Annotated in this window: 23 protein-coding genes; 4 read left to right on the top strand and 19 right to left on the bottom strand. The window is 42.4% G+C overall.

The window, feature by feature from the left end; all coding sequences use genetic code 11:
- Nucleotides 1–53: 53 nt before the first annotated feature.
- Nucleotides 54–2,411, bottom strand: a complete 2,358-nt coding sequence (locus VR862_RS04820) for a TonB-dependent receptor (protein WP_324719833.1) — start codon at nt 2,409–2,411, stop codon at nt 54–56.
- A 299-nt stretch (nt 2,412–2,710) separates the two neighbouring features.
- On the opposite strand from VR862_RS04820, the gene VR862_RS04815 reads away from it, so the two are divergent.
- Nucleotides 2,711–5,131 (top strand): hybrid sensor histidine kinase/response regulator, encoded by a 2,421-nt coding sequence (locus tag VR862_RS04815; protein WP_324719832.1) that lies wholly within the window; start codon nt 2,711–2,713, stop codon nt 5,129–5,131.
- Here the strand turns inward: VR862_RS04815 and VR862_RS04810 are convergent.
- The 10 genes from VR862_RS04810 to VR862_RS04765 form a co-directional block, all read right to left on the bottom strand.
- Complete coding sequence (locus tag VR862_RS04810; protein ID WP_324719831.1) at nt 5,121–6,464, bottom strand: sigma-54-dependent transcriptional regulator; 1,344 nt, start codon at nt 6,462–6,464, stop codon at nt 5,121–5,123. The genes VR862_RS04815 and VR862_RS04810 overlap by 11 nt on opposite strands.
- A gap of 271 nt (nt 6,465–6,735) precedes the next feature.
- Nucleotides 6,736–7,095, bottom strand: coding sequence for a hypothetical protein (locus VR862_RS04805; protein ID WP_324719830.1), 360 nt, complete (start codon nt 7,093–7,095; stop codon nt 6,736–6,738).
- Nucleotides 7,096–7,300: 205 nt separating this feature from the next.
- The gene (gene arfB, locus VR862_RS04800; protein ID WP_324719829.1) at nt 7,301–7,705 is read right to left on the bottom strand and encodes an alternative ribosome rescue aminoacyl-tRNA hydrolase ArfB; all 405 of its coding nucleotides are present in this window, start codon (nt 7,703–7,705) and stop codon (nt 7,301–7,303) included.
- Nucleotides 7,706–9,256, bottom strand: coding sequence for a DUF4301 family protein (locus tag VR862_RS04795; RefSeq protein WP_324719828.1), 1,551 nt, complete (start codon nt 9,254–9,256; stop codon nt 7,706–7,708).
- Complete coding sequence (locus VR862_RS04790; RefSeq protein WP_324719827.1) at nt 9,246–9,824, bottom strand: AAA family ATPase; 579 nt, start codon at nt 9,822–9,824, stop codon at nt 9,246–9,248. The genes VR862_RS04795 and VR862_RS04790 overlap by 11 nt, the downstream gene beginning before the upstream one ends.
- Nucleotides 9,782–10,417 (bottom strand): nicotinamide riboside transporter PnuC, encoded by a 636-nt coding sequence (gene pnuC, locus VR862_RS04785; RefSeq protein WP_324719826.1) that lies wholly within the window; start codon nt 10,415–10,417, stop codon nt 9,782–9,784. Before pnuC ends, VR862_RS04790 begins: the two co-directional genes overlap by 43 nt.
- Nucleotides 10,401–10,661: a YkoF family thiamine/hydroxymethylpyrimidine-binding protein gene (locus tag VR862_RS04780; RefSeq protein ID WP_324719825.1), complete on the bottom strand. Its 261-nt coding sequence runs from the start codon at nt 10,659–10,661 to the stop codon at nt 10,401–10,403. The genes pnuC and VR862_RS04780 overlap by 17 nt, the downstream gene beginning before the upstream one ends.
- Nucleotides 10,662–10,840: 179 nt before the next feature.
- Nucleotides 10,841–11,227: a VOC family protein gene (locus VR862_RS04775; RefSeq protein WP_324719824.1), complete on the bottom strand. Its 387-nt coding sequence runs from the start codon at nt 11,225–11,227 to the stop codon at nt 10,841–10,843.
- 75 nt (nt 11,228–11,302) lie between these two features.
- Complete coding sequence (locus VR862_RS04770; protein ID WP_324719823.1) at nt 11,303–12,034, bottom strand: phosphoglycerol geranylgeranyltransferase; 732 nt, start codon at nt 12,032–12,034, stop codon at nt 11,303–11,305.
- Entirely contained in the window at nt 12,034–12,669 is a 636-nt protein-coding gene (locus tag VR862_RS04765) for a 4'-phosphopantetheinyl transferase family protein (protein WP_324719822.1), read from the bottom strand. Before VR862_RS04765 ends, VR862_RS04770 begins: the two co-directional genes overlap by 1 nt.
- Nucleotides 12,670–12,731: 62 nt before the next feature.
- Between VR862_RS04765 and ahcY the strand changes: the two genes are divergently transcribed.
- Complete coding sequence (gene ahcY / locus VR862_RS04760; RefSeq protein WP_324719821.1) at nt 12,732–14,048, top strand: adenosylhomocysteinase; 1,317 nt, start codon at nt 12,732–12,734, stop codon at nt 14,046–14,048.
- Between the two features lie 160 nt (nt 14,049–14,208).
- On the opposite strand, the gene VR862_RS04755 is transcribed toward ahcY, so the two are convergent.
- The 6 genes from VR862_RS04755 to VR862_RS04730 all read right to left on the bottom strand — a co-directional run bounded on the left by VR862_RS04755 (nt 14,209) and on the right by VR862_RS04730 (nt 16,690).
- Nucleotides 14,209–14,529, bottom strand: coding sequence for a GIY-YIG nuclease family protein (locus tag VR862_RS04755; protein WP_324719820.1), 321 nt, complete (start codon nt 14,527–14,529; stop codon nt 14,209–14,211).
- A 74-nt stretch (nt 14,530–14,603) separates the two neighbouring features.
- A complete protein-coding gene (locus VR862_RS04750; RefSeq protein WP_324719819.1) occupies nt 14,604–14,924 on the bottom strand; it encodes a putative signal transducing protein in 321 nt (106 codons plus the stop codon).
- A gap of 25 nt (nt 14,925–14,949) precedes the next feature.
- Nucleotides 14,950–15,267, bottom strand: coding sequence for a putative signal transducing protein (locus VR862_RS04745; protein ID WP_324719818.1), 318 nt, complete (start codon nt 15,265–15,267; stop codon nt 14,950–14,952).
- An 89-nt stretch (nt 15,268–15,356) separates the two neighbouring features.
- Nucleotides 15,357–15,617: a 50S ribosomal protein L27 gene (gene rpmA / locus VR862_RS04740; protein WP_324719817.1), complete on the bottom strand. Its 261-nt coding sequence runs from the start codon at nt 15,615–15,617 to the stop codon at nt 15,357–15,359.
- Between the two features lie 26 nt (nt 15,618–15,643).
- On the bottom strand, nt 15,644–16,132 hold the full coding sequence (gene rplU, locus VR862_RS04735) for a 50S ribosomal protein L21 (protein ID WP_324719816.1): 489 nt from the start codon (nt 16,130–16,132) through the stop codon (nt 15,644–15,646).
- Nucleotides 16,133–16,225: 93 nt separating this feature from the next.
- Nucleotides 16,226–16,690 carry a DUF4199 domain-containing protein gene (locus tag VR862_RS04730; RefSeq protein WP_324719815.1) on the bottom strand — a complete coding sequence of 155 codons (465 nt, stop codon included), beginning with the start codon at nt 16,688–16,690 and terminating at the stop codon, nt 16,226–16,228.
- Between the two features lie 175 nt (nt 16,691–16,865).
- On the opposite strand from VR862_RS04730, the gene VR862_RS04725 reads away from it, so the two are divergent.
- Nucleotides 16,866–18,185: a M16 family metallopeptidase gene (locus tag VR862_RS04725; protein ID WP_324719814.1), complete on the top strand. Its 1,320-nt coding sequence runs from the start codon at nt 16,866–16,868 to the stop codon at nt 18,183–18,185.
- Nucleotides 18,186–18,199: 14 nt separating this feature from the next.
- A complete protein-coding gene (locus VR862_RS04720) occupies nt 18,200–20,269 on the top strand; it encodes a M16 family metallopeptidase (RefSeq protein WP_324719813.1) in 2,070 nt (689 codons plus the stop codon).
- A 126-nt stretch (nt 20,270–20,395) separates the two neighbouring features.
- On the opposite strand, the gene VR862_RS04715 is transcribed toward VR862_RS04720, so the two are convergent.
- Entirely contained in the window at nt 20,396–20,569 is a 174-nt protein-coding gene (locus VR862_RS04715; protein ID WP_324719812.1) for a hypothetical protein, read from the bottom strand.
- A 68-nt stretch (nt 20,570–20,637) separates the two neighbouring features.
- Entirely contained in the window at nt 20,638–21,522 is an 885-nt protein-coding gene (locus VR862_RS04710; RefSeq protein WP_324719811.1) for a DMT family transporter, read from the bottom strand.
- Nucleotides 21,523–21,550: the final 28 nt, after the last annotated feature.

Genomic DNA, 21,550 nt, shown 5'->3' with positions numbered 1-21,550 from the left:
AAGACATTATTGAGGGGTCTCAAAAATGCCTTTTTTTGGAAGTTCTTTTTTTCTTAGAATCTTAAAGTCATTCCTACCAGGAAATTACGGGTAGCCTGGGGATAATATCCCGCACCGTCATAGGTCACCCCATCCCAGTCATAGGTGTAGTAGTAACCGTTTGACACATACTCCTCGCTGAAGATATTATTGATCAACCCGGTAAATACCACTTCTTCAAACAGAGGAGCTTTCCTCCAGGTGTACTGAAAATTCAGGTCATTTACGAAGTAGCTCTCCAGCAAGGAAGCCTCATTCTCAAGATTACTCATATACTGCTCTCCGACATATTTTGTAAGGAATTTGATTTCGAGTCCTTCAACAGGTCGGTATTCAAAGATGTTACCGGCGATGATTTCGGGGGAATAGGAAATGTCAGTTTTTCCGAAGCTGCGCAACTCCCCGTCCCAGGTTGCAAACCACTCGTCATTCTTGTTTCGGCTTATAGCCACATTTGGTCTCCAGCTGAACTTTTGATGAAATCTTACAACAGCATCAAGCTCAAGACCCAGGCGGTAAGAATTTCCACTATTCCTTCTAATCGGGGCGCCAACGTCATTTAATTCCCCGGTCAAAACCAATTGATTGTGGTAGTCCATAAAATAAAGGTTTGAGTTGAGCTGAAGAATTCCAGATCTCAATCTCCACCCCAATTCATAATCGTTCAATTCTTCAGGTTCAGGATTTCCTGCTTCGTAGTCGCTTCGGTTAGGCTCCCTGTGAGCCCGGGCAAATGAAAAGTAAAGGCGACTGGCTTCAGAAAATGAATAAGTAAATCCTGCTTTAGGATTGAAGAAGGTATGGGCGTCATCAATAATAAATGGCACATTCTCTTCTTCAAAACCATTTACTTCATAATTAATTGTCCTTAACTGAAGGTCTCCATAAAGGCTAAGATCTTTGCTTACAGCATAGGTAGCTTTCCCAAAAAGACTAAAGTCACTTTTACTGGCCTGGTTATGGTAATACCTGTGCATTGGCAGGCTTGGTGCAAACCGAGTGAAAATCACCTCTCCAAAATGATCTCCTTCGTAGTTGTTCCAGGCACCTCCCGTGATGATTTCCAGCTTTTCATTCTCATACTCCAGGTTAAAGGTAGTACCGTAGAAATCATTCACCAGCCATTTTTGTGTGACCAGGTCACTCTCTGTAACCTCTTCTCCATTGGCAGTAAAAGCAGGCAGGTTGTATTCGGCAAGGTCCTCTCCTGCACGATATGACTCGTAGAAACCTCTTCCGTAGGTGTAGTGTAAAGCTATATTAGAAGACCAGCCGTTGCCATAACGCTCATTCCAAAGCAGCTGAAAGTGATCCTGTTTATAGTCATCCACATGATTGTCGTAAAATTGAAGATTCCCTTCATCATCTTCATAAGCACCTGCAGGATTAAACCTGCGATCCTCCTCTAGCTGATCTGCATCTATTCCATCCCAGGCCTGGTATGTAACTTCACTACCTCCAAAGGTCAACGCCTTGATGAGAGTGGTTTCTCCCACGTAAGACCCCTGGAAAAAGTAAGATTTCAGGTCGGTTGATGCCCGATCAATATATCCGTCGCTTTTTATAACTGAAGCTCTTCCATTGAATTCCCAGTGATCATCAAATAATCCCGTACTGAATTTAACTGTGTGTTTTCGGGTGTTATAAGATCCAAAGCTATTGGCGATCTCGGCGGAAGGCTCGTAGTTGTACCTGTCTGTAAGGATGTTAAGGCTGGCACCAAAAGCACCTGCTCCGTTTGTGGATGTACCAACCCCTCTTTGTAGCTGAAGATCTTCTACAGAAGAAGCGAAATCCCCAAGGTTGACCCAGAACGTTCCCTGGCTCTCTGCATCGTTATAGGGTATTCCATTAATAGTGACATTGATTCCCCGGGCTTCTGTACCTCTTACGCGAATGCTGCTATAGCCAATTCCGGCACCGGCATCGCTGGTAGTCACCACACTGGGCATGTATTGCATTAAGCTGGGGATATCCTGTCCCAAATTGCGGTCCTCGATCTCCTCGTTAGAAAGGTTGCTATAGGTAATTGGAGAGCTGGCTGTTACTCTCACTGCGGAAAGAAATACCTCATCGAGAACCTCTTCGGCGTCATTCATATCCACATTGAGAACCATATCTTCTGAAAGATCAACGCGAAGGCGCTTTTTGTTTCCGTAGGAGAAGATCAGGTTATAAGTCCCTTTTTCAAGGCTAAGGCTGTATCTTCCTTCTGCCGAAGTCTGAGTGTAGCGGGACCGGCCTTCAACCTGAACAAGAGCACCCTCAATGGGGATCTCTCCTCTGGTTACTGTTCCTGTTACCTGAAATTCCTGTGAAAATCCACCGAGTGCGGCGAGAAAAAAACTGAAAAAGAAAAAAATGTTTTTCATTCGTAATTTAATGGTTACGAATAAAAGGGGCAATTATTCCTGTTGTTATAAAATAAAAAATCCTGAAAACCACAATATGGTTAACAGGAGTGCTATACTTGCGCAGTGCTTCTTTGAGCACCTATCCCTTGGCAGCATTACCTGCCCAGGTTCCTTGGGTATGATCTCAGCTTCCTCCTGCTTTCACAGGAACTAGCACCCCTTTGAGACGCCGCAAAGGTAATTGCTTTTTTTTGATTTAACCTAATTTTTCACCGTTTGGATGAGAAAGCTTTTAACTTTATAATTTCAGATGAAATATGGCTAAGAAAAAGGCTTCCATAACATTCACGGTCTTTGCCGGTTACATTATTCTTGCCGCTCTCATGGGCATGGCGGTGTGGTTTATTTATAATCAGGTGACAAGCTATACCAGCATGACCAGCAGAAGCTACACAGGCAATCAAAAGCTCCTGTTGGTAAGCGAAGCTGCAGCAAAGTTATACGAAGCAGAGAGCCTGAGCCGCAAACTTATCCAAACCGGAAATATTGACGGGCTGGAAACCTATAACGCGAAAATAGATTCCATCAAATCCACTCTGGCTTCTCTTCAAAACTATAGAACCGACAGTTCTCTTGACCAGGAAATTGACAGCATCAACACCCTCCTTAGCCGCAAGAGCCAAAACCTGGAAGAACTGTTATTATTGCGGGCTCGTGGAGAAATTGATAGCTACTACTCACGCGTCCTTTCAGAGTTACAAAGAGTAGATGAGAATTTTGAAACCCGAAACTATGACCAGCGATTCAAGGATCTTCAACCTCATCAAAGGCAACTGCTCATAAAATTACTGGAGTACGCCAACGAGCAAAACCCCAGTCCAAATCCCCCGGCTATAACTATAGATTCCCTGGTCAATTCAGTAAAAACAGTATTAAGTCAATTAGAATCACAGGAAAGGCGGTACAGGCAGGAATTAAAGAAGCAGGAAGACCAGTTGCTGGCGAATGAAATTCAGCTGAACAACCGGCTTAGAACATTATTGACCACCCTGGAATCTGAAGAAAGAATGGCCTCAATGGACCAAGTCGAGGCCTGGCAGGAGACGGTAGAAGAAACTTCGCAGATCATTATGTTCCTTGGAATTGCGAGTCTATTCGTGATCCTTACTTTTGTTTTTCTCGTAGTAAAAGATGTCTCCAGAAGTCAGCAGTACAGGCAGGAACTTGAAGCAGCGAAGACTTATGCCGAATCCCTTCTTTCCAGCCGGGAGCAATTTATGAATACTGTGACCCATGATCTGCGCTCCCCTCTCAATACCATGATAGGTTACACAGGACTGCTGGAAAAAAGCCCTCTCAATAAATCTCAGAATCGTTATTTGACCCAGCTCAAAAGATCATCAGATTATCTCCTGCGCCTGGTAAATGACCTGCTGGACCTTTCGAGGCTGGAAGCAGGTAAGATGTCCATAGAGGAACTGGCATTCAATCCAAAAAACCTGATCGAAGAAACCGTGGAGAATGCCGTCCCTCCCGAGAAGCCGCGTGATGTGGAGGTACGGGTTAACATAGCTCCCGAACTGGACCGGCCTGTGATCACAGATCCTTTTAGGATCAAACAAATCCTTATAAACCTGGTGAACAATGCCTGCAAGTTCACGCCCGAAGGGAGCGTGGAAGTCAGGGCATGGTTGCGACTGGCGAGAAACAATCCGGTTCTGTGTATAGAAGTAAAAGATACCGGCATTGGCATCTCCAAAGAACAAAAAGAAAAGGTATTTGAAGAATTTTCACAGGAGGATAGCAGCATTGAAAAGCGTTACGGAGGAACAGGCCTGGGATTGTCCATAAGTAAGAAACTCACAGATCTTCTGGAAGGGAAGATAAGTCTTGAGAGTGAAGCGGGAAAAGGCAGTACCTTTCTTATCGAGATCCCAGTGGAGTACGCTGCTACCAATGAGCAGCCAACCATCAACAAAAACCCTGTAGTTAAAGATCCTGAAAAAATCTCTGTCCTGATAGTTGACGATGAACCGGCACAACTGGGGCTACTAAAAGAATTGATCAGGAATGCGGGCATGTCATATCGCACAGCACAAAACGGAAAAGAAGCACTAAAAAAGATTCGGACTTCCCGGCCAGACCTTGTGCTTACCGATATACAGATGCCAAAAATGAATGGCTTTGAGTTGCTTAAGAAGATCAGGAAAGATCCTGCTCTTAAGGAGCTTCCGGTTGTTGCGTTATCGGGACAGCCCGATGTTAGTGCGGCCGACTATCTTGAAAAGGGATTTAACGGCAGCCTTCTAAAACCCTATTCCTCCCAGAACTTACTCGAGATCATCAGTGACCTGTTAAACCTTCAACTGGAAACAGATTCTCCTCCCGCCCCTGCTCCCTCAAATTCAGAAAAGAATTATACCCTAACAGAGATCAGAAATTTTGCAGGAGAGGATCCCGAAGCCATGGATGCGATATTAACTGCATTTATTGAAAGTACCCAGTCAAATTTACTGGCACTGGAACTGGCCTCTCAAAAAGGGCAAAAAAAGAAGGTCTCTGCGGTAGCTCATAAGATGCTCCCTATGTTCAGACAGCTACAGGTACCTCATCTCATCGAAAAATTAGCTATTCTTGAAGATCCTCAAGGCAAGGAACGACGGGCAGTAGATATTCCGCTGCTGGTAAAGGAAGTGAACGATCTGCTGGAAAGCCTGCGGGAAGAGATTACAAATTGATCCCGTACTGCTTCAGCTTATTGTAGAGCGTTTTGCGATCTATGGAGAGAAGTTTTGCAGCTTTACTTTTGTTTCCGTGGGTCTTTTCCAAAGCTTCCAGGATCATTTCCTGTTCATTGCGGTTTTTGAAAAGGCTGTAGTCCTGCTCTTCTTTAGGTTTATCTTTTGCCTGAAGAACTTCAGACGGCAAACAGGAGGAGGAAATGTATTCTCCTTCAGATAAAAGAACTGCTCTTTTTACTACATTTTTAAGCTCCCTAAGATTTCCGGGCCAGTTGTAATTCTTAAATGCAATAACTGTCTTTTCAGAAAAACCTGAAATATCCTTTTCCAGTTCTTCATTGGCGCTGTCAAGGAAGTAATTCGCGAAGATCATCAAATCTTCCTTTCGCTCTTTAAGCGCAGGAACCTTTATAGAAAATTCGTTGAGACGGTGATAAAGATCTTCTCTAAAATCCCCTTTTTTGACAGCTTCAAAAAGATCTTCGTTTGTCGCCGCAACTACCCGTATGTCAACACGTATCTCCTCATTACTGCCCACAGGTTTGATCTTTCGTTCCTGCAAGGCCCGAAGCAATTGCACCTGTAATTCATAGTTGAGATTTCCTATTTCATCCAGAAATAGAGTTCCGCCATTTGCAGCTTCAAAGTGTCCGGTCTTATTGTTCACGGCACCAGTAAACGAACCTTTTACATGCCCGAAGAATTCACTGGATGCCAGCTCCCGCGGAATGGCACCACAATCTACAGCCACAAATGCTGCTGTGCTGCGCTTACTTTTTTGATGAATACTCTTTGCAATCTGTTCTTTTCCCGTACCACTTTCACCCATGATCAAAACAGACATATTCGTGGGAGCGACAAGTTCAATGTAATTATTAAGTTTCGAGGAGGCTTCACTTCCACCCTTGATATAGGTATCTCTGGAAGGTGACGTCGGCTTTTTCTTAGGTGGCGGAGTGTTTGAGGAAACAGGATTTTCCAAAGCATCATTAATGGCCTTTAGTATTACCTCGGGATGAAATGGCTTGGCGATATAGTCGAGTGCCCCCTCCTTAATGGCATTCACAGCCATGCTTATTTCGGCATAGCTGGTCATCATGATCACTCCGGTTTTTTCAGCTTTTTGATTGACAGCCTGCAGGATCTCCAATCCCTCTTTATCGGGAAGGCGAACGTCTGAGATCACCACATCATATTTATTCTTCGCAATAAGATTGAGAGCCTCGGTAGCAGTATATACAGCATCTACATCGCATTCCTTCTTTACCAGGAAAGTCTTGAGCATAGTGCAAAACGCTACGTCATCTTCAACTAAAAGAATTTTGGTCATGGGTACTTTTGAATATTAACAAAATTAGAATTTTTAAGTCCCTTAAAACCAAAAATAAGCATAAAAAAGGGAGCTATTTTATTAGCTCCCTCTCTGAAATTTTCCCCGTTAGGGTAAATAACTCCGTTTCTTCAGATTCTCCCTATTGACTTCCTTAGCTACTACTGTAGGGGATAGTAATTAAGAAAGAAACAATTAATCTAACATACATGTGCCGTGAGAGATCTGCCATCAGGAGTCGGTTTCTCCTTTTGCGATGGTCGCGATCAGATTACTTTTCCCAATCGTCTTTATCTTCCTTTTTCTTGTCTTTATCAATCCAGTTACCTTTCGCATCAGCATAAAGTTCCAAATCCTCACCTTCGGCTGTGCTTACCTTAAGTTTGAATTTTTGCTCCCCCTCATGTTCTTTTACATAAGCCTCAGATATTGTAGCTCCGGCAAAATCACGTTCAACGGCTTGCTGGACTTCGGCAGGCAATTCCTGTATTTCAATCTGTCTAAAATCGTCCTGAGCTCTTTGTACAACTGTTTCTTCTACTTCCACTTGTGCCACTTCCTGAGCTGATAAATTTTGAGCCGAAAACAATAATGCAGATGCGGCTACTACTGTAAGACATAACTTTTTCATAGTTCTAAGTTTTTAGTTTTAGGTTTTCTTGTTGTGGTTCTGTTACCATCTTTGATTGATCTTTAGTAATAGCAAAATCGCGCCAAGATGGTATAACAACAGGAAAGCCCCCGTAAAACAAGGGCTTTCGCTAAAATTTAAGATTATGTGGAATTGCGGGAATCGAAATTTTTTCCCCAATTTTCTGTGGAAAAATTCCTCAGATTTACTCTTTTAAAGGATCCTTTCTCGCCGACTTCTTTTCTGAAAGTTTCTTCTTTTCCCGGAGCCGTTTAAGTTTTGCAGCTTTTGGAATCTTTGTTTTCTTGCGCTTTTTTGGTTTTACGAGAGCCTGCTTTAGGAGCTCCAGGAATCTCTGGGTGACGATCTCCTTATTCTTGTGCTGACTCCGCGATTCCTCGCACTGTAGGATCAACTCCCCGGAATTGGTGAGTCTTGAAGATAATTTATCCAGCGCCCGCTGCTTTTCTTCATCGGTTAAACCCTCTGATTGTTCCAGGAAAAAATGAAGCTCTACTTTAGAAGAGACCTTATTTACATTCTGGCCACCGGCACCCGAGCTTCTTACAGCCTTATACTCGGCTTCCCTTATGAGTTGTTGTTCATCCACCTATTGTGCCTGGTGTGAGGGTTTAAGGAGATCGGCTACAGTTTTTACGGGATTAAAGGTCTCTACAGGAACCTCAATAAAAATGGTATTCCAATGTGCCATTCCTCCGTTCCATAGGCCGGGTAATTCAAGAGCCTTCAGTTCTTTTCCGTCTTTGGTCTTGTTTGCAATAAAACTTGTTTCCTCATCTACAAATTTGTTGAGATCGAATTTACCCCCACGGTAATCTTTTGTTGAACAAACCACATCAACCGGATTAAAATGAGTCGCCTCCTGGGCGATCTTACTTTGCTGGTAATTGTCGTGATCTATCTGGGCACTTTCTACAATTTGCAGGGAGATCTCTCCATTTTTATGGGTTACCCAAAACGGACCTCCTCCGGGTTCCCCTTCATTTTTGACCATTCCGCAGATGCGAAGAGGTCTGTTGAGTAAGTTCTTAATTACTTCGGGCTTTTCCTGTTCATGAAGATCCTTAAAGTTCACACTAAGTCCGGCATTAAGTTCATTCTGAAGAAAATTTCCCATTTCTTCCAGTTGCTCTTTTTCTGCACCATTTTCCAGTTTCCTGAGATAATCAAAGATCCTTTCCTGGAGCTGCAGCAGCTTTCCTCCCAGCATCTTTTTATAAGAGGCAAGTAATTCCCTGTTCTTGGGGATCACTACATTGTCGATGTTCTTAATAAAGATCAAATCGGCATCCTGCTCATTTAGGTTCTCGATCAACGCTCCGTGGCCACCGGGCCTGAAGAAAATATCTCCATTCTCATCCCTAAAAGGCTCGTTATCCATAGTCACCGCCACAGTATCGGTCTTCGGGTCCTGATAGGAGTAACTAACATCAAAACTATAGCCGGTTTCCCGCTCGAGTCTCGGCACCACTTTCTGTGCCTCCTCCTCGAATTTCTCCCGGTGCTCTTCGGCTACAGTGAAATGTATACGCACTTTTTTTCCTGAAGCCGCATAATCTATGGCTTCCACCAGATGTTCCTCAAATGCCGTGGCTAAATGGTCCTCATATTTATGGAAAGGCACCAGGCCTTTTGGCTGATCTCCCAGATCGAGTCCATCCTCCTGCAGCATGTACTTTACAAAAAGGTAATGCTGTCGGGCTTCAGGCATGTCTTCAAAACCGGGTTCGGAATGAGCTGCCTTTTCCCGCACCTTGTCGAAGAAAGGAAGATCTTTTATCCGGCTAAAGAAGGTTTCAAGGCTTCTGTCATTCTTTCGATCTATGTATTCGTCAAGATCATCTTTTTCAGGATCAAATTCCTTGAGCAGGTTGTAAAAAGCTTTAAACATCCTGGTGGCCGCACCCGATGCCGGAACGAATTTTAACAGATCAAGATTATCCTTTCTGGATTCATAGAAATTAATCAGTTCCTCTTGATTTTCTTCAGAAATGGCAAGAATTCCGTTTCTTACTGTTGCTGCTTCGCGAACATTGACTACAATGTTCCCTCTTTTAAAAATTTCTATTTGCTGTTCTACTTTTTGAGGAGAGATCCCTTTTTCTCTAAACTGAGAGATGTCCTTTTCGCTAAAGTTCAATTTGTCGAGTTTTTAGTTGGTCAATAATTTTTATTGCCTTCTCAAGACGCTCCTGCAAATTGCCCTGCAAGATGTGATAAGGCAAATTGTTCTCATCAAGGGCTTTTTTAAACCTGGCGAACATTTGCTCCCGGTCTTTGGGCCGGTCGCGCAGATCATCCTGGACCCATGGAACATCAATATACGTTAAAAAATAGAGATCGTATTGCGCCTTTAACGCATGTTTAAGAAGGTCTGGATCTACTGTTTCCTCATAGTAGGCACGGGAGTAGACGACCAGTTCAAGCAGGTTCGTATCACAAAAGAGCAGGTCATTGGCTTTAGCTGCAGCTTCATTCTCCAGGAGCATTTGTCCCTTTGCAATTGGCACAAGATCATGAGGTTCACAGGTCATTTGCTGCTCATCCCATTTTTTTTGAAGGTAATCGCGCATGTATTCGGGCACCCAGGAGGTGTTATAGTGAGAAGCCAGCTGCCGCGCCAGGGTTGTCTTTCCTGTAGATTCGGGTCCAAAAAGAACGATCTTTAGGACACCACGTGTCCGCCGCTGCTCAAGCTCTTCTTCCATGTTTTATATCCGTAAAAGGCTATTATTGTGAATAAAAGATATTGAAAACTGGTAAATGTAAGGCCCTTGTAGAAGTACAGAGGAACCGATATGATATCCCCCACGATCCAGTAGATCCAGTTCTCCAGTTTTTTGCGGGCCATTAGCCACATGCCTACAAAGAAAATAGCCGTGGTGATCGTATCTACGTAGGCCGTCCAATTGTTCCACTTATCGAAATATTCATAGATCCCAAAGGTGAACAACCAGGTAGCAATAAAAATTAAGAGGCTCCAAAAATGCTCTTTTTGAGTGGTCTTTGTAATTGGAATAAAATGTACAGCATCAACTTTTCGGGTCCATACATACCAGCCATAGATACTCATGGTGGAATAATAGAAATTGATCATCATATCTCCCAGCAGTTCCCATTGCCAGAGCAGATACACGAATATAACTGTGCTAATGATCCCGGTGGGATAGACCAGGATGTTTTCCTGCTTGGAATACCAAACAGAAAGGAACCCAAAGATCACCGCAATGATCTCAAGAACAATATAAAGGGTGGGATAATCTGAATACTGCTGAAAGAGAAAATCAAAAATCGGCTGCATAGTCGCTTCTGTTTCCCTTCACAATTTTCATGGTTAGCAGCACATGCTCTGAAGCCTGAAAAGTCTCTTTTATCTCTTCGGTCAAATACTCCATTACTTTGTCGTACTCTCCGTAGACCTGGGTGCTAAGAGGATTCTCGATCACGGTTAATCCCGAACTGCGCAGCTTCCTGATAAATTCTTTTATAGGTGCTTCATAATCATCCTGCAGCGGAGTAAGTGCAAGTTCTACTGATATTTGCATGTCTTTTGTTTCTTTCTTTCAAAATTAGAAAGATTAAGGCAGTTATTACCTCTTTTGGGATTTTTTTGCACTCACTCCCAGGAATTAGCTGAAGAACTTCCCTTTTTGAAGCCTCCTGAATTACTGCACCGGCAACATGACCATCTTATTAAAGATGGTCTTTTGCTGTGAAGCCGTGGCTATTTCATCGAATGTATTCCTACCGTATTGCCATCAGGATCTTTGATGATACTTACAAAGCCGTATTCCCCAATGGACATTTTAGACCTCAGGATTTCTCCTCCTGCCTCTTCAACTCTTTCCTCCTCTATACTACAGTCCTCACTCCCAAAATACACTATTGTGCTATTACCTCCCGCTTTCATGTCCTTCATGTAGACAATCGCTCCGGAGGCTTTACCTTTTGAATCCATATCTGAAGGAAAAGCCATCATTTTTAAGTCATCCTCTGTAGGATTACCGAGTTCAGAAAGTTGGACCTGAAACACCTTCTCGTAGAAGGACCGGGCACGTTTAAGATCATTGACATAGATCTCAAACCAAACAACAGGGTTTTCAGTTTTCATAATTATGATTTGTTGGATTTACTGTTCTAAATTTATAACAGATTCTCCAATTCTACACAACTAAGCAACTGATTTTCAATTTTTAAAAGCCGTATTTTCTGAACATTGAAAGCTGCCGTTCTCAAAAGCTGTTCCTATCACCACCAGGTCGGCACCTGCATTATAAGCTTCCTCCAGCTGTTCTGAAGTACGAATTCCGCCACCCACGATAAGGGGCAGGTCTACAGCCTCTTTTACTGCGGAAATGATTTCGGGAGAAACAGGATTTAAGGCTCCGCTTCCGGCTTCGAGGTAGATGAGTTTTTTTCCGGCGTAATAACCTGCCAGTGCGGTGTCCACAATTTCTGAAATATCGTTCTGAGATAGCGGCCGAGTTTTACTAACTCTTTCTACAGCACATTCTTTGCCCCCGTCGATAAGTAGATAGGCGGTGGGAATCACTTCCAGCTGGGTTTTCCTGATCAAAGGAACAGCGCGAACCTGCTGCTCTATGAGATAATCGGGGTTTCTACCTGAGAGCAGGCTCAGAAAAAGCAGCGCATCCGCTTTATTCGAAATCTGCCGGTGATCTCCCGGGAACAAGATCACGGGAAGACTGGTTTCAGCTTTAATAGCTTTGGTACAATTCTCCAGATCTTCAGGAATAACCGTGCTGCCACCTATAAAGATATGGGTGGTCAAAAAAGGGATTTTCTTAAGGAATTCCTTCGCGGTTGAAGGGATGAACTTTTCGGGATCGATCAATACTGCCAGAAGTTTATTTCCGGCTTTTTCAGAAGCAATGATTCCCTCCAGCACCTGCGGCATCAGGAAACTTTTCTAAGAGTGTAAACACAGGTAAAGCCTTCAAATTCCAAAAATTCGAATTCATACCAGCTGGTTTCCCCGTTAAAGGTGATTTTTCCGGTAGTCCTGAGATCATCAAAATCGAAGTCGATAATATTGATGTGCTGCAAAAAACTCACTTTTGGCTGCGCATAAAGCTTATAAACCGCCTCCTTTGCGCCCCAAACAATGGTGAGCTTTCGAATAAGGGCCTCTGTATTTGCAACTGTACGATATTCTTCAAGTGGCGTGAACTTTTGTGCGATCAACAGGATCTTGTCCCGTTGCTTTTCAATATCTATTCCCACTTCCCGGTCACTCACGATGATCCCTGAGAAATTGAAGGAGTGCGTGATGGAGATGAACTTACCGTCGCGCAGGTGAGGCTTGCCTTCGTCATCGTAGAAAAGGTCGAAATCTGTGTAACCCGCAGCCGCCAAAAGATGCCTTACACTCATAAACCCCCTTTGATGAAGTTCACTTTTCATCCCCTCCACCCTCTCGCTGCAATACGGGGTAAGATCAATGCCTTTACGCAGTTCATCAAGAGGCTCTTCGATCTTCCAAATGAGCACCTTAGTGGTAGGATTTATTGTTATTCTTTTGTAAAGGGGCATATATAACTCTTAGATATTCTGTACTTTTGCATTTCTGAAAATGCTAAATCAAATATAATAATATGTCAACGAAAACAGTGCCTTATACCAAGTATAAAGTAAAAGATATTTCCCTGGCAGAATGGGGAAGAAAAGAGATCGAACTGGCCGAAGCAGAAATGCCCGGGCTCATGTCTCTTCGTGAAGAGTATGGAAAAGAGCAGCCATTAAAGGGTGCGCGTATTGCAGGTTGTCTTCACATGACCATTCAAACCGCTGTTCTAATTGAAACTCTTGTAGCCCTTGGTGCCGAAGTGACCTGGAGCTCTTGTAATATTTTCTCTACCCAGGACCAGGCTGCTGCTGCGATCGCTGCTGCCGGTATTCCCGTCTATGCATGGAAAGGAATGACTGCTGAAGAATTTGACTGGTGTATCGAGCAAACGCTTTTCTTCGGAGAAGATCGTAAGCCGCTTAACATGATCCTGGATGATGGTGGAGACCTTACCAACATGGTCCTGGACAATTATCCTGAACTTGCTGAGGGTATTAAGGGTCTTTCTGAAGAGACCACTACCGGTGTTCACAGACTTTATGAACGCATGAAGAACGGAACCCTTCCTATGCCTGCGATCAACGTTAACGATTCGGTTACCAAGTCGAAATTCGATAACAAATACGGATGTAGAGAAAGTGCGGTAGACGCAATTCGTCGTGCTACAGATGTGATGCTCGCCGGGAAAAGAGTTGTGGTTTGTGGATATGGAGATGTAGGTAAAGGTACCGCGGCTTCCTTTAGAGGTGCAGGTTCTATTGTGACTGTTACCGAGATCGATCCAATTTGTGCGCTACAGGCTGCCATGGACGGATTTGAAGTGAAGAAACTTGAAACAGTACTTCCAAAAGCCGATATCGTGATCACCACTACCGGAAACAAGGACATCGTTCGTGGAGAGCACTTTAAGGCCATGAAAGACAAAACAATCGTTGCTAACATTGGGCACTTCGATAACGAAATTCAGGTAGCCTGGTTAAACGAAAACTACGGAAATACGAAATCTGAGATCAAGCCACAGGTGGATAAATATACCATCGACGGAAAGGATATTATTCTTCTTGCTGAAGGTCGCCTGGTGAATCTTGGTTGTGCAACAGGACATCCGAGCTTTGTGATGAGTAACTCCTTTACGAACCAGACTCTGGCGCAAATTGAACTTTGGAACAACAACGGAGAGTACGAGAACAAGGTTTATATGCTTCCGAAGCATCTGGATGAAAAAGTAGCTGCTTTGCACCTCGAAAAGATTGGTGTAGAACTTACTGAACTTACCGAAGAACAGGCTAAATACATCGGCGTGACTGTTGACGGTCCATTTAAGCCGGAGTATTACAGATATTAAATTGGGCGGTAGTCTTTAGACGATAGTCTGTAGATTAAAAGCTATAAATAGAAATACCCTTCAAAAATGACTTTTTTGAAGGGTATTATTTTTGTTCTTACCTGAAATATAGTATTGTCAGGTCGAGCCTTTCAACTATCGTTCAAGATAGACTTCTTATTTAATTCTTCCTTTCCTTATTTTTGAAATGACTTTCGTTCCTGCACTCGCTTAGTAGCTTAAGAAGTTTTTCATTACCATTAGCTAAAGCCCTCTTTTTTTGGGCGCTCCACTTCTTAACTTTTTTCTCAAACCAGATAGCCTGATTAACATCATTAAACTCCTGATGAAAAATAACTTCTACCGGTCTCCTCTTAAAAGTAAAGCTGTTTTTATCAGCACCTACATTGTGCTCATCTAATCGTCTGGAAATATTATTTGTTATGCCAGTGTAAAGTAGTTTATCTGAGCATTTCAGGATGTAGACGCAATAAAGGTTCATTGTTCCAAAGTAAACTCAATCTTCGCAAGAGACCCCTCGACTCCGCTCGGGGAGACAATCAAATTCCGTGTCTACTAATCCTGCATCAATAAGTTGATGAGGAAAGCGGCAAAGATTAGGCATACGAGCGCAATCACCAACCATAACCAGAATTTGGCCATTGAAACAGAGCCTTCTCCGGGAGCAGGATCTTCTAAAAAGCCATTTTCACGCATTAATGCTTCAGCTCTCTTCATGTCATTATTATGAACCTGCACTCTTACTCCAAGAGGAAAATTAGTGTTCATTGATTCATCCAGAACTTTGTATCTCACATTGTTCTGATCGAAGATATTCTTAAGCAGAATGATCTGATTTTGTGCTGAGGTTTCAAAAACGGTGGTATAGCTCATCATTTTATTAGTTTAAAAGTCAGATTTTCTACTCTACATTCATGAACATCAAGATCACCACTACCACTATGATAAGAAGGAATGCAGCCAAAAAAACAAAGATCCATCTCTTCCCCGCCATTCGCCGCCGCACCGGAACATGTGCCTGACTCGCAGTTAAGAATCCCGTTTGATCGAGTAGCTCCCTTGCTTTGGATTTGTCTTTTTCAGCTACCTGCAACCTTTTCACCTCTCCTGTATGGTCTGCATCCTCGATCCTGTAATCAATCCCTTCTTCATTATAGACTCTTTTAAGGACGGCGATCTCATTCCCGTCCTTTGTGGAATAAATAGTTACATAATCCATGACATTCAGGGTATTGGTTTACTATAAAGATAAAAAAAACCCTTCTGAATTACTTCAGAAGGGTTTTTATATCTAATAAAGAAAGAGTACTAAGCCTGGAACGGTTCGATTGAAACGTAAGACTTGTTGTCTTTCTTTTTAGTGAATTTTACTATACCGTCAACTTTGGCATGTAAAGTATGGTCTTTTCCTGCGTACACATTCTCTCCGGGATTGTGAGCAGTACCTCTTTGTCTAACGATGATATTTCCGGCAATGGCAGCTTGTCCACCAAAGATCTTCACACCTAAGCGTTTCGATTCTGATTCTCTACCGTTCTTGGAACTACCAACTCCTTTTTTGTGAGCCATTTTGTTTCGTTTTTACTGTTAAACTTTTAGCTTAAAGCAGCTATTAATTCGGCTTTTTTCATTGAAGAATATCCTTCAACTCCTTTTTCCTTAGCCATTTCTCTAAGTTCGGCAACTGTATTGGAACTAAGATCGTTCTTTGATGCTTCTTCTTTATTCGAAGATTTTTCCTCTTTCTTAGCCGAAGTTGCTTTTTTAGCACCGTTCACAGAAATTCCTTCAATAGTGATCTCGGTTAGTGCCTGGCGGTGACCGTTCTTAACCCGGTAACCTTTTCTTCTTTTCTTTTTGAAAACAATTACTTTGTCTCCTTTTAGGTGCCTGGTGATCTTTGCGTCAACCGATGCTCCTTCTATAGCTGGGGCGCCAAGATTGATATTGTCACCATCACCTGTAAGAAGAACTCTGTCGAAAGAAACACTGTCTCCTTCTTCTCCTGCAAGTCTGTGAACAAATACCTTTTGGTCTTTCGCAACTTTAAATTGCTGCCCTGCTATCTCTACAATTGCGTACATAGCGTCTTTAATTAAGGTTTTACGTTCTCGCCCCGAGATTTTTCAAGGCGGGTGCAAATATACTCCTAATTAATTAATTTGCAAAGGCTTTAATTAATATGTATGTTTCTTTCCCTCAGCAGTATTCCAGCTAGGCTTATAGAGCTGCATAACGGCAAGGGCAACTACAAAAGACGTAGCAAAACCCATTAGGGCAACTGTGAAGACGAGCATCCCAATATTAACGAACCAATCGGTTTCCCACATGGTGATCAATTCCTGAGAAAAATCAGGATTCAGTTCACTGGCATAGATAGCGAAGAAACCGGTAAAAATCACGGTTGCGATAAAACCGGCAGTGAGACCTGCCAAAAATCCTTTTTGATATTTGAATTTTCCAGCCTTCTTGTCCCGATACTTTTTAATAGCAAAGAAGATCCCCACTGCAGTAATTACCATATTAAAAACACTGTAAGCCGGATTTTTATGTAGTTCAAAAATGGCTAACAAGAGAAAATATGCTATTAGCGCAATGGCTATATATATTCCATATACCAATGGAACAGATGATCTTTTCATGGTTCTATATTTGTGATTCCTGATAAATTTCCAAAAAATAAGAGGAAATATGCCTTAACAGCATGTTAATTTAGAACTTTCCCTAACTTTCCATTTGTGCAACTTTTAAAAATTTTTGTAACAAAACCGCCTCATCTCCTACTTATTAATTGTATTTAATTTAAACCGTAATATAATGATCAACAAACTTAAGTTAGCTGCCTTTGGTCTGTTCCTGGGAGTAACAGGAACAGCTCAGGAAGTTGAATTTGTCGAGTACACGCTCGATAACGGGCTTGATGTCATCCTTCACAAGGATAATTCGGCACCGGTAGTTACCACCTCAGTAATGTACCACGTGGGTGCAAAAGATGAAAACCCTGAAAGAACAGGATTTGCTCACTTTTTTGAACACTTGCTATTTGAAGGCACAGAAAATATCCCAAAAGGGGAATGGTTCAAGATTGTAAGCTCGAATGGAGGGTCGAACAACGCCAATACTTCCGATGACCGCACTTATTACTATGAGATCTTTCCTTCAAACCAGCTAGAGTTGGGACTTTGGATGGAATCTGAAAGAATGATGCACCCGGTCATTGACCAGCAGGGAGTAGACACTCAAAATGAAGTCGTAAAGGAAGAGAAGAGACTACGTGTAGATAATGCCCCATACGGTAATATCCTTGCCGCTGTAAAAAAGAACCTTTTCAAGAATCACCCGTACAGATGGGCTACTATTGGTTCCATGGAACATCTTGATGCCGCTACTCTTGAAGAGTTCCGCGCATTTAATGACAAATTTTACGTTCCTAACAATGCCACTCTTGTAGTTGCAGGAGACATAGAAATTGAAAAGACCAAAAAAATGATCCAGGACTATTTTGGTCCTATTGAAAAAGGAGATCCTGTGGTCAAGCAAAAATTTGTGGAGGAGCCAATCACCGAGCCAATTGAAGCTACTTATCACGATCCAAACATTCAGATCCCGGCCATCGTTCTTGCTTGGAGAACGCCTTCGATGAAAGAACGTGATGCTTATGTGCTTGATATGATCTCTTCAGTCCTTTCTGATGGAAAATCTTCCCGTCTCTACAAGAAACTGGTAGATGATCAAAAACAAGCCCTTCAAATAGGAGCTTTTAACATCGCTCAGGAAGATTATGGACAATACGTAGTTTTCGGACTTCCTCTTGGAGAAACTGAACTCGATACTCTTGTTGCTGAAGTTGATGAAGAAATTGAAAAACTTCAGACAGAACTTATAAGCCAGAGAGAATACGAGAAACTTCAGAATAAATTTGAGAACAGGTATATAAACTCCAACAGCAGTGTTGCAGGAATTGCAAGCTCATTGGCAACTTACCAGCAGTTATATGGCAACACCGACCTTATCAACGAGGAGATCGATATCTACAGATCGATTACCCGTGAGGAAATAAGAGAGGTTTCCAAAAAATACCTCAACGAAAACCAGAGATTGGTATTGGAATACCTTCCGAAGGAATCTGAACAATAAAATTAAATCATAAGATGAAGAACAAAATATTAGCCTTAGCACTTTTATTTCTCGCTACTACGGGAATACAGGCTCAACAAATTGACAGAAGTCAACAGCCAAAGGCAGGTCCCGCACCGGAGATCAACCTGGGTAAACCTGAAACCTTTAGCCTTAAAAACGGACTTAAAGTCTTGGTTGTTGAAAATCACAAACTTCCCCGGGTTTCTATGACCCTTACCATGGATAATCCCCCTCACGCCGAAGGCAAAAAAGCGGGGGTTGCAGGTATAATGGGCGCAGTATTGGGAGAAGGCACGAAGGACATTCCTAAAGATAAGTTCAACGAAGAGATCGACTACCTCGGAGCTAACGTGAACTTCTTTTCACGTGGCGCTTCGGCCAACACGCTGTCCAAATATTTCCCAAGAGTATTGGAATTGATGTCTAAGGGAGCTTTAAATCCAAACTTTACTCAGGAGCAATTCGAAACTGAAAAAGAAAGAGCTCTTGAGAACTTAAAAGCTTCAGAAAAAGATGTTGCTTCCAATGCCCGAAGAATTAGCTCTGCACTTAGCTATGGAAAGAATCACCCGTATGGGGAATTCTCTACTAAGGAAACTATTGAAGGTATCACTCTTGAAGATGTAAAGAAGTATTACAACAATTTCTATGTGCCACAGAATGCTTACCTGGTGGTGATTGGAGATGTAAAAACTTCAGAAGTAAAGAAGCTTGTAGAAAAGAATTTTGGTTCATGGAAGAAAAGTGAGCTTCCAAAAACTACTTTACCCGAAGTTAAGAACGTGCCCCAAACCCAGGTAAACTTTGTAGATTTCCCTAACGCTGTGCAGAGTGAGGTGCAGGTCACCAACACCATTCAGCTTAAAAAAGGCGATCCCGATTATTTCCCGGTTTTGATCGCTAACAAGATCCTTGGTGGTGGTGGAGAAGCCAGATTATTCCTCAACCTTAGAGAGGACAAAGGTTATACGTACGGAGCTTACTCCAGCACAGGAGACGATAAATATGTTGCACGGTTTGTGGCTAGTGCCAGCGTTCGTAACGCCGTGACAGACTCGGCTGTTGTTGCTTTCCTTGATGAACTGCACAGAATTAGAAATGAAAAAGTTTCGGCTGAAGAATTGGCAAATGCAAAAGCCAAATATACCGGAGATTTCGTTCTAGCTCTTGAGCGTCCTTCAACTATAGCACAATATGCTTTAAACATCGAGACAGACAACCTTCCGCAGGATTTCTACCAGACTTACCTGAAGAAGATCAATGCTGTAACGGCGGAAGATATCCAGAGAGTAGCTAAAAAATACTACCTGGCAGATAATGCGAGAATAGTGGTTGTTGGAAAAGGAAGCGAAGTAGCTGAAGATCTGGAAAACCTTACCTATAATGGAAAGGATATTCCCGTGAAGTATTTTGACAAGTACGCTAACGCAATCGAAAAGCCAAACTACAACAAGACAGTTGATCCTTCAGTAAGTGTTTCCAAGGTTTTTAACGACTACATCAAAGCAATTGGAGGAGAAGAGGCAGTAAAGGATGTAGAATCTGTTTATATGATCGCACAGGCAGAACTTCAGGGACAGAAAATGGACCTGGAGACAAAGGTTACCTCTTCAGGTAAATCTTCTACCATTGTTTCAATGGCCGGAAATGTTATGCAAAAGCAGATCTTTAATGGAGCTACAGGATTTGTTGCTGCACAAGGGCAAAAGATCCCATTTACCGAGGAGCAGGTGATTGCAGCAAAAGCAGAAGCGCACCCTTTTCCAGAATTAATTGCTAAAAATGCCACTTTACAGGGTATTGAAGATGTAGATGGCCAGGAAGCCTACGCTGTGAAAATGGATGAAAGTACTATTAACTACTATAGTACAGAATCAGGTTTGAAGATCAAGCAGGTAAAGACTGTACAGCAGGGACCTCAAACCATGACTATCCCAATGTCCTTTAGTGACTATAGAGAAGTTGAAGGCGTTAAATTTCCATTTACAATCTCTCAAAGTATGGGGCCAATGACCCTTAACTTCCAGGTGAGTGATGTTATGGTAAATGAACAGGTTACCGATACAGATTTCGAAGGGTAATAGAGATTCCTGAAAAATGAAACCGGCACTTAAAGGTGTCGGTTTTTTTATGCACAAAGACTAGAATTAAACCTTTTAAAAAAGGTAATTCAGTTAAAGCTTTTCTAAATTCCTGGTGGAAGATTTTCAGATAAAAAGTGGTGACTGCACTTTAGAGGAGACCACTTCTGAACTTCTTTTATCTATAGCCGAATCTCTTTCTTTTTGAAGATCAGCCAGTTCGGCGGCCGCCACTTGCCAGGCGATCAAAAGAGTAAATCCGACAAAAAATGCAAAACCAAAAAACAATCTCTTTTTCATAGTATAGGGATTTCTAATTCAAAAGGAATGTAAAGTTAATTAAAAGTTAAAAGGACTCAAAATAGATTTCAGCGCTTTTTTGGTTTACTATTCACAATTAACACTCCAACGATTATAATTACACCCGACAAAAGCTGAATTAGAGTGAATTTTTCCCCATCCAGAATTCCCCAACCCAGCGCTACGATTGGCACGAGGTAAGTAACTGAGGTTGAGAACACAGGATCTGAGATCTGTATTAATTTGTTGAAAACTATTAATGCCGCACCGGTTCCAACCACTCCTAAAATCCCGATGTATAACAAACTTAAAGGTGCATGGGGTGCCGAAAACGTTTCAACTGAAAAGAAGCCTGTTGATGCTAAAACAATTAAAGCAGGTACTGCAATCACCATGAAGTTTCCGGTAGTAATAGCCAGGGCCGGTAAGGTTTGAAGGTGCTTCTTGATAACATTTGCATTGAATCCGTAGAAAAGGGAAGCCAGGATCACCAGGAGGGAATACCAGTAATTCTGGTCCGGATTTACACTTGCTCCGCTCCAGATCAGAGCAGTTGTGCCGGCCAAACCGACCATAACCCCCACAAATTTCTTTCTGATAAATGCAGCTCCAAAAAGGACAATTCCAACCAGCATTGAAAGTAATGGTGTGGTGGAATTAAGTATGGAAACAATAGCGCTATCTATTTCTGTTTCAGCAAAAGAAAAAAGATAAGCCGGAAAGAACGTCCCAAAGAAACCTGAGAAAGTGATCCACATCCATTGTTTCCCTTTGATGTGCCTTAATGACCTCACCCCAATGAACAGAAGGAATATTGCAGCAAATACCGTGCGAAGGGAGCCTACCTGCAACGCGGTGAGCCCTACGAGACCTTTTTTTATAAGGATAAAGGAACTACCCCATACCAGGGCAAGCAGGAATAAATAGATCCACTTTAGAGTAGAATTGGGCATAATGGGAAATTAAGCCCCCAAAAGTAAG

It is taken from the genome of Salinimicrobium aquimaris (assembly GCF_035607535.1).
Classification (GTDB): Bacteria; Bacteroidota; Bacteroidia; order Flavobacteriales; family Flavobacteriaceae; genus Salinimicrobium.
This window is presented reverse-complemented; position numbering and strand designations above follow the sequence as displayed.

Coding starts and splice junctions, on each gene's coding strand:
- VR862_RS04820 (WP_324719833.1), bottom strand. CDS start 2,411: ATGAAAAACATTTTTTTCTTTTTCAGTTTTTTTCTCGCCGCACTCGGT.
- VR862_RS04815 (WP_324719832.1), top strand. CDS start 2,711: ATGGCTAAGAAAAAGGCTTCCATAACATTCACGGTCTTTGCCGGTTAC.
- VR862_RS04810 (WP_324719831.1), bottom strand. CDS start 6,464: ATGACCAAAATTCTTTTAGTTGAAGATGACGTAGCGTTTTGCACTATG.
- VR862_RS04805 (WP_324719830.1), bottom strand. CDS start 7,095: ATGAAAAAGTTATGTCTTACAGTAGTAGCCGCATCTGCATTATTGTTT.
- VR862_RS04790 (WP_324719827.1), bottom strand. CDS start 9,824: ATGGAAGAAGAGCTTGAGCAGCGGCGGACACGTGGTGTCCTAAAGATC.
- pnuC (WP_324719826.1), bottom strand. CDS start 10,417: ATGCAGCCGATTTTTGATTTTCTCTTTCAGCAGTATTCAGATTATCCC.
- VR862_RS04780 (WP_324719825.1), bottom strand. CDS start 10,661: ATGCAAATATCAGTAGAACTTGCACTTACTCCGCTGCAGGATGATTAT.
- VR862_RS04775 (WP_324719824.1), bottom strand. CDS start 11,227: ATGAAAACTGAAAACCCTGTTGTTTGGTTTGAGATCTATGTCAATGAT.
- VR862_RS04770 (WP_324719823.1), bottom strand. CDS start 12,034: ATGCCGCAGGTGCTGGAGGGAATCATTGCTTCTGAAAAAGCCGGAAAT.
- VR862_RS04765 (WP_324719822.1), bottom strand. CDS start 12,669: ATGCCCCTTTACAAAAGAATAACAATAAATCCTACCACTAAGGTGCTC.
- ahcY (WP_324719821.1), top strand. CDS start 12,732: ATGTCAACGAAAACAGTGCCTTATACCAAGTATAAAGTAAAAGATATT.
- VR862_RS04755 (WP_324719820.1), bottom strand. CDS start 14,529: ATGAACCTTTATTGCGTCTACATCCTGAAATGCTCAGATAAACTACTT.
- VR862_RS04750 (WP_324719819.1), bottom strand. CDS start 14,924: ATGATGAGCTATACCACCGTTTTTGAAACCTCAGCACAAAATCAGATC.
- VR862_RS04745 (WP_324719818.1), bottom strand. CDS start 15,267: ATGGATTATGTAACTATTTATTCCACAAAGGACGGGAATGAGATCGCC.
- rpmA (WP_324719817.1), bottom strand. CDS start 15,617: ATGGCTCACAAAAAAGGAGTTGGTAGTTCCAAGAACGGTAGAGAATCA.
- rplU (WP_324719816.1), bottom strand. CDS start 16,132: ATGTACGCAATTGTAGAGATAGCAGGGCAGCAATTTAAAGTTGCGAAA.
- VR862_RS04730 (WP_324719815.1), bottom strand. CDS start 16,690: ATGAAAAGATCATCTGTTCCATTGGTATATGGAATATATATAGCCATT.
- VR862_RS04725 (WP_324719814.1), top strand. CDS start 16,866: ATGATCAACAAACTTAAGTTAGCTGCCTTTGGTCTGTTCCTGGGAGTA.
- VR862_RS04720 (WP_324719813.1), top strand. CDS start 18,200: ATGAAGAACAAAATATTAGCCTTAGCACTTTTATTTCTCGCTACTACG.
- VR862_RS04715 (WP_324719812.1), bottom strand. CDS start 20,569: ATGAAAAAGAGATTGTTTTTTGGTTTTGCATTTTTTGTCGGATTTACT.
- VR862_RS04710 (WP_324719811.1), bottom strand. CDS start 21,522: ATGCCCAATTCTACTCTAAAGTGGATCTATTTATTCCTGCTTGCCCTG.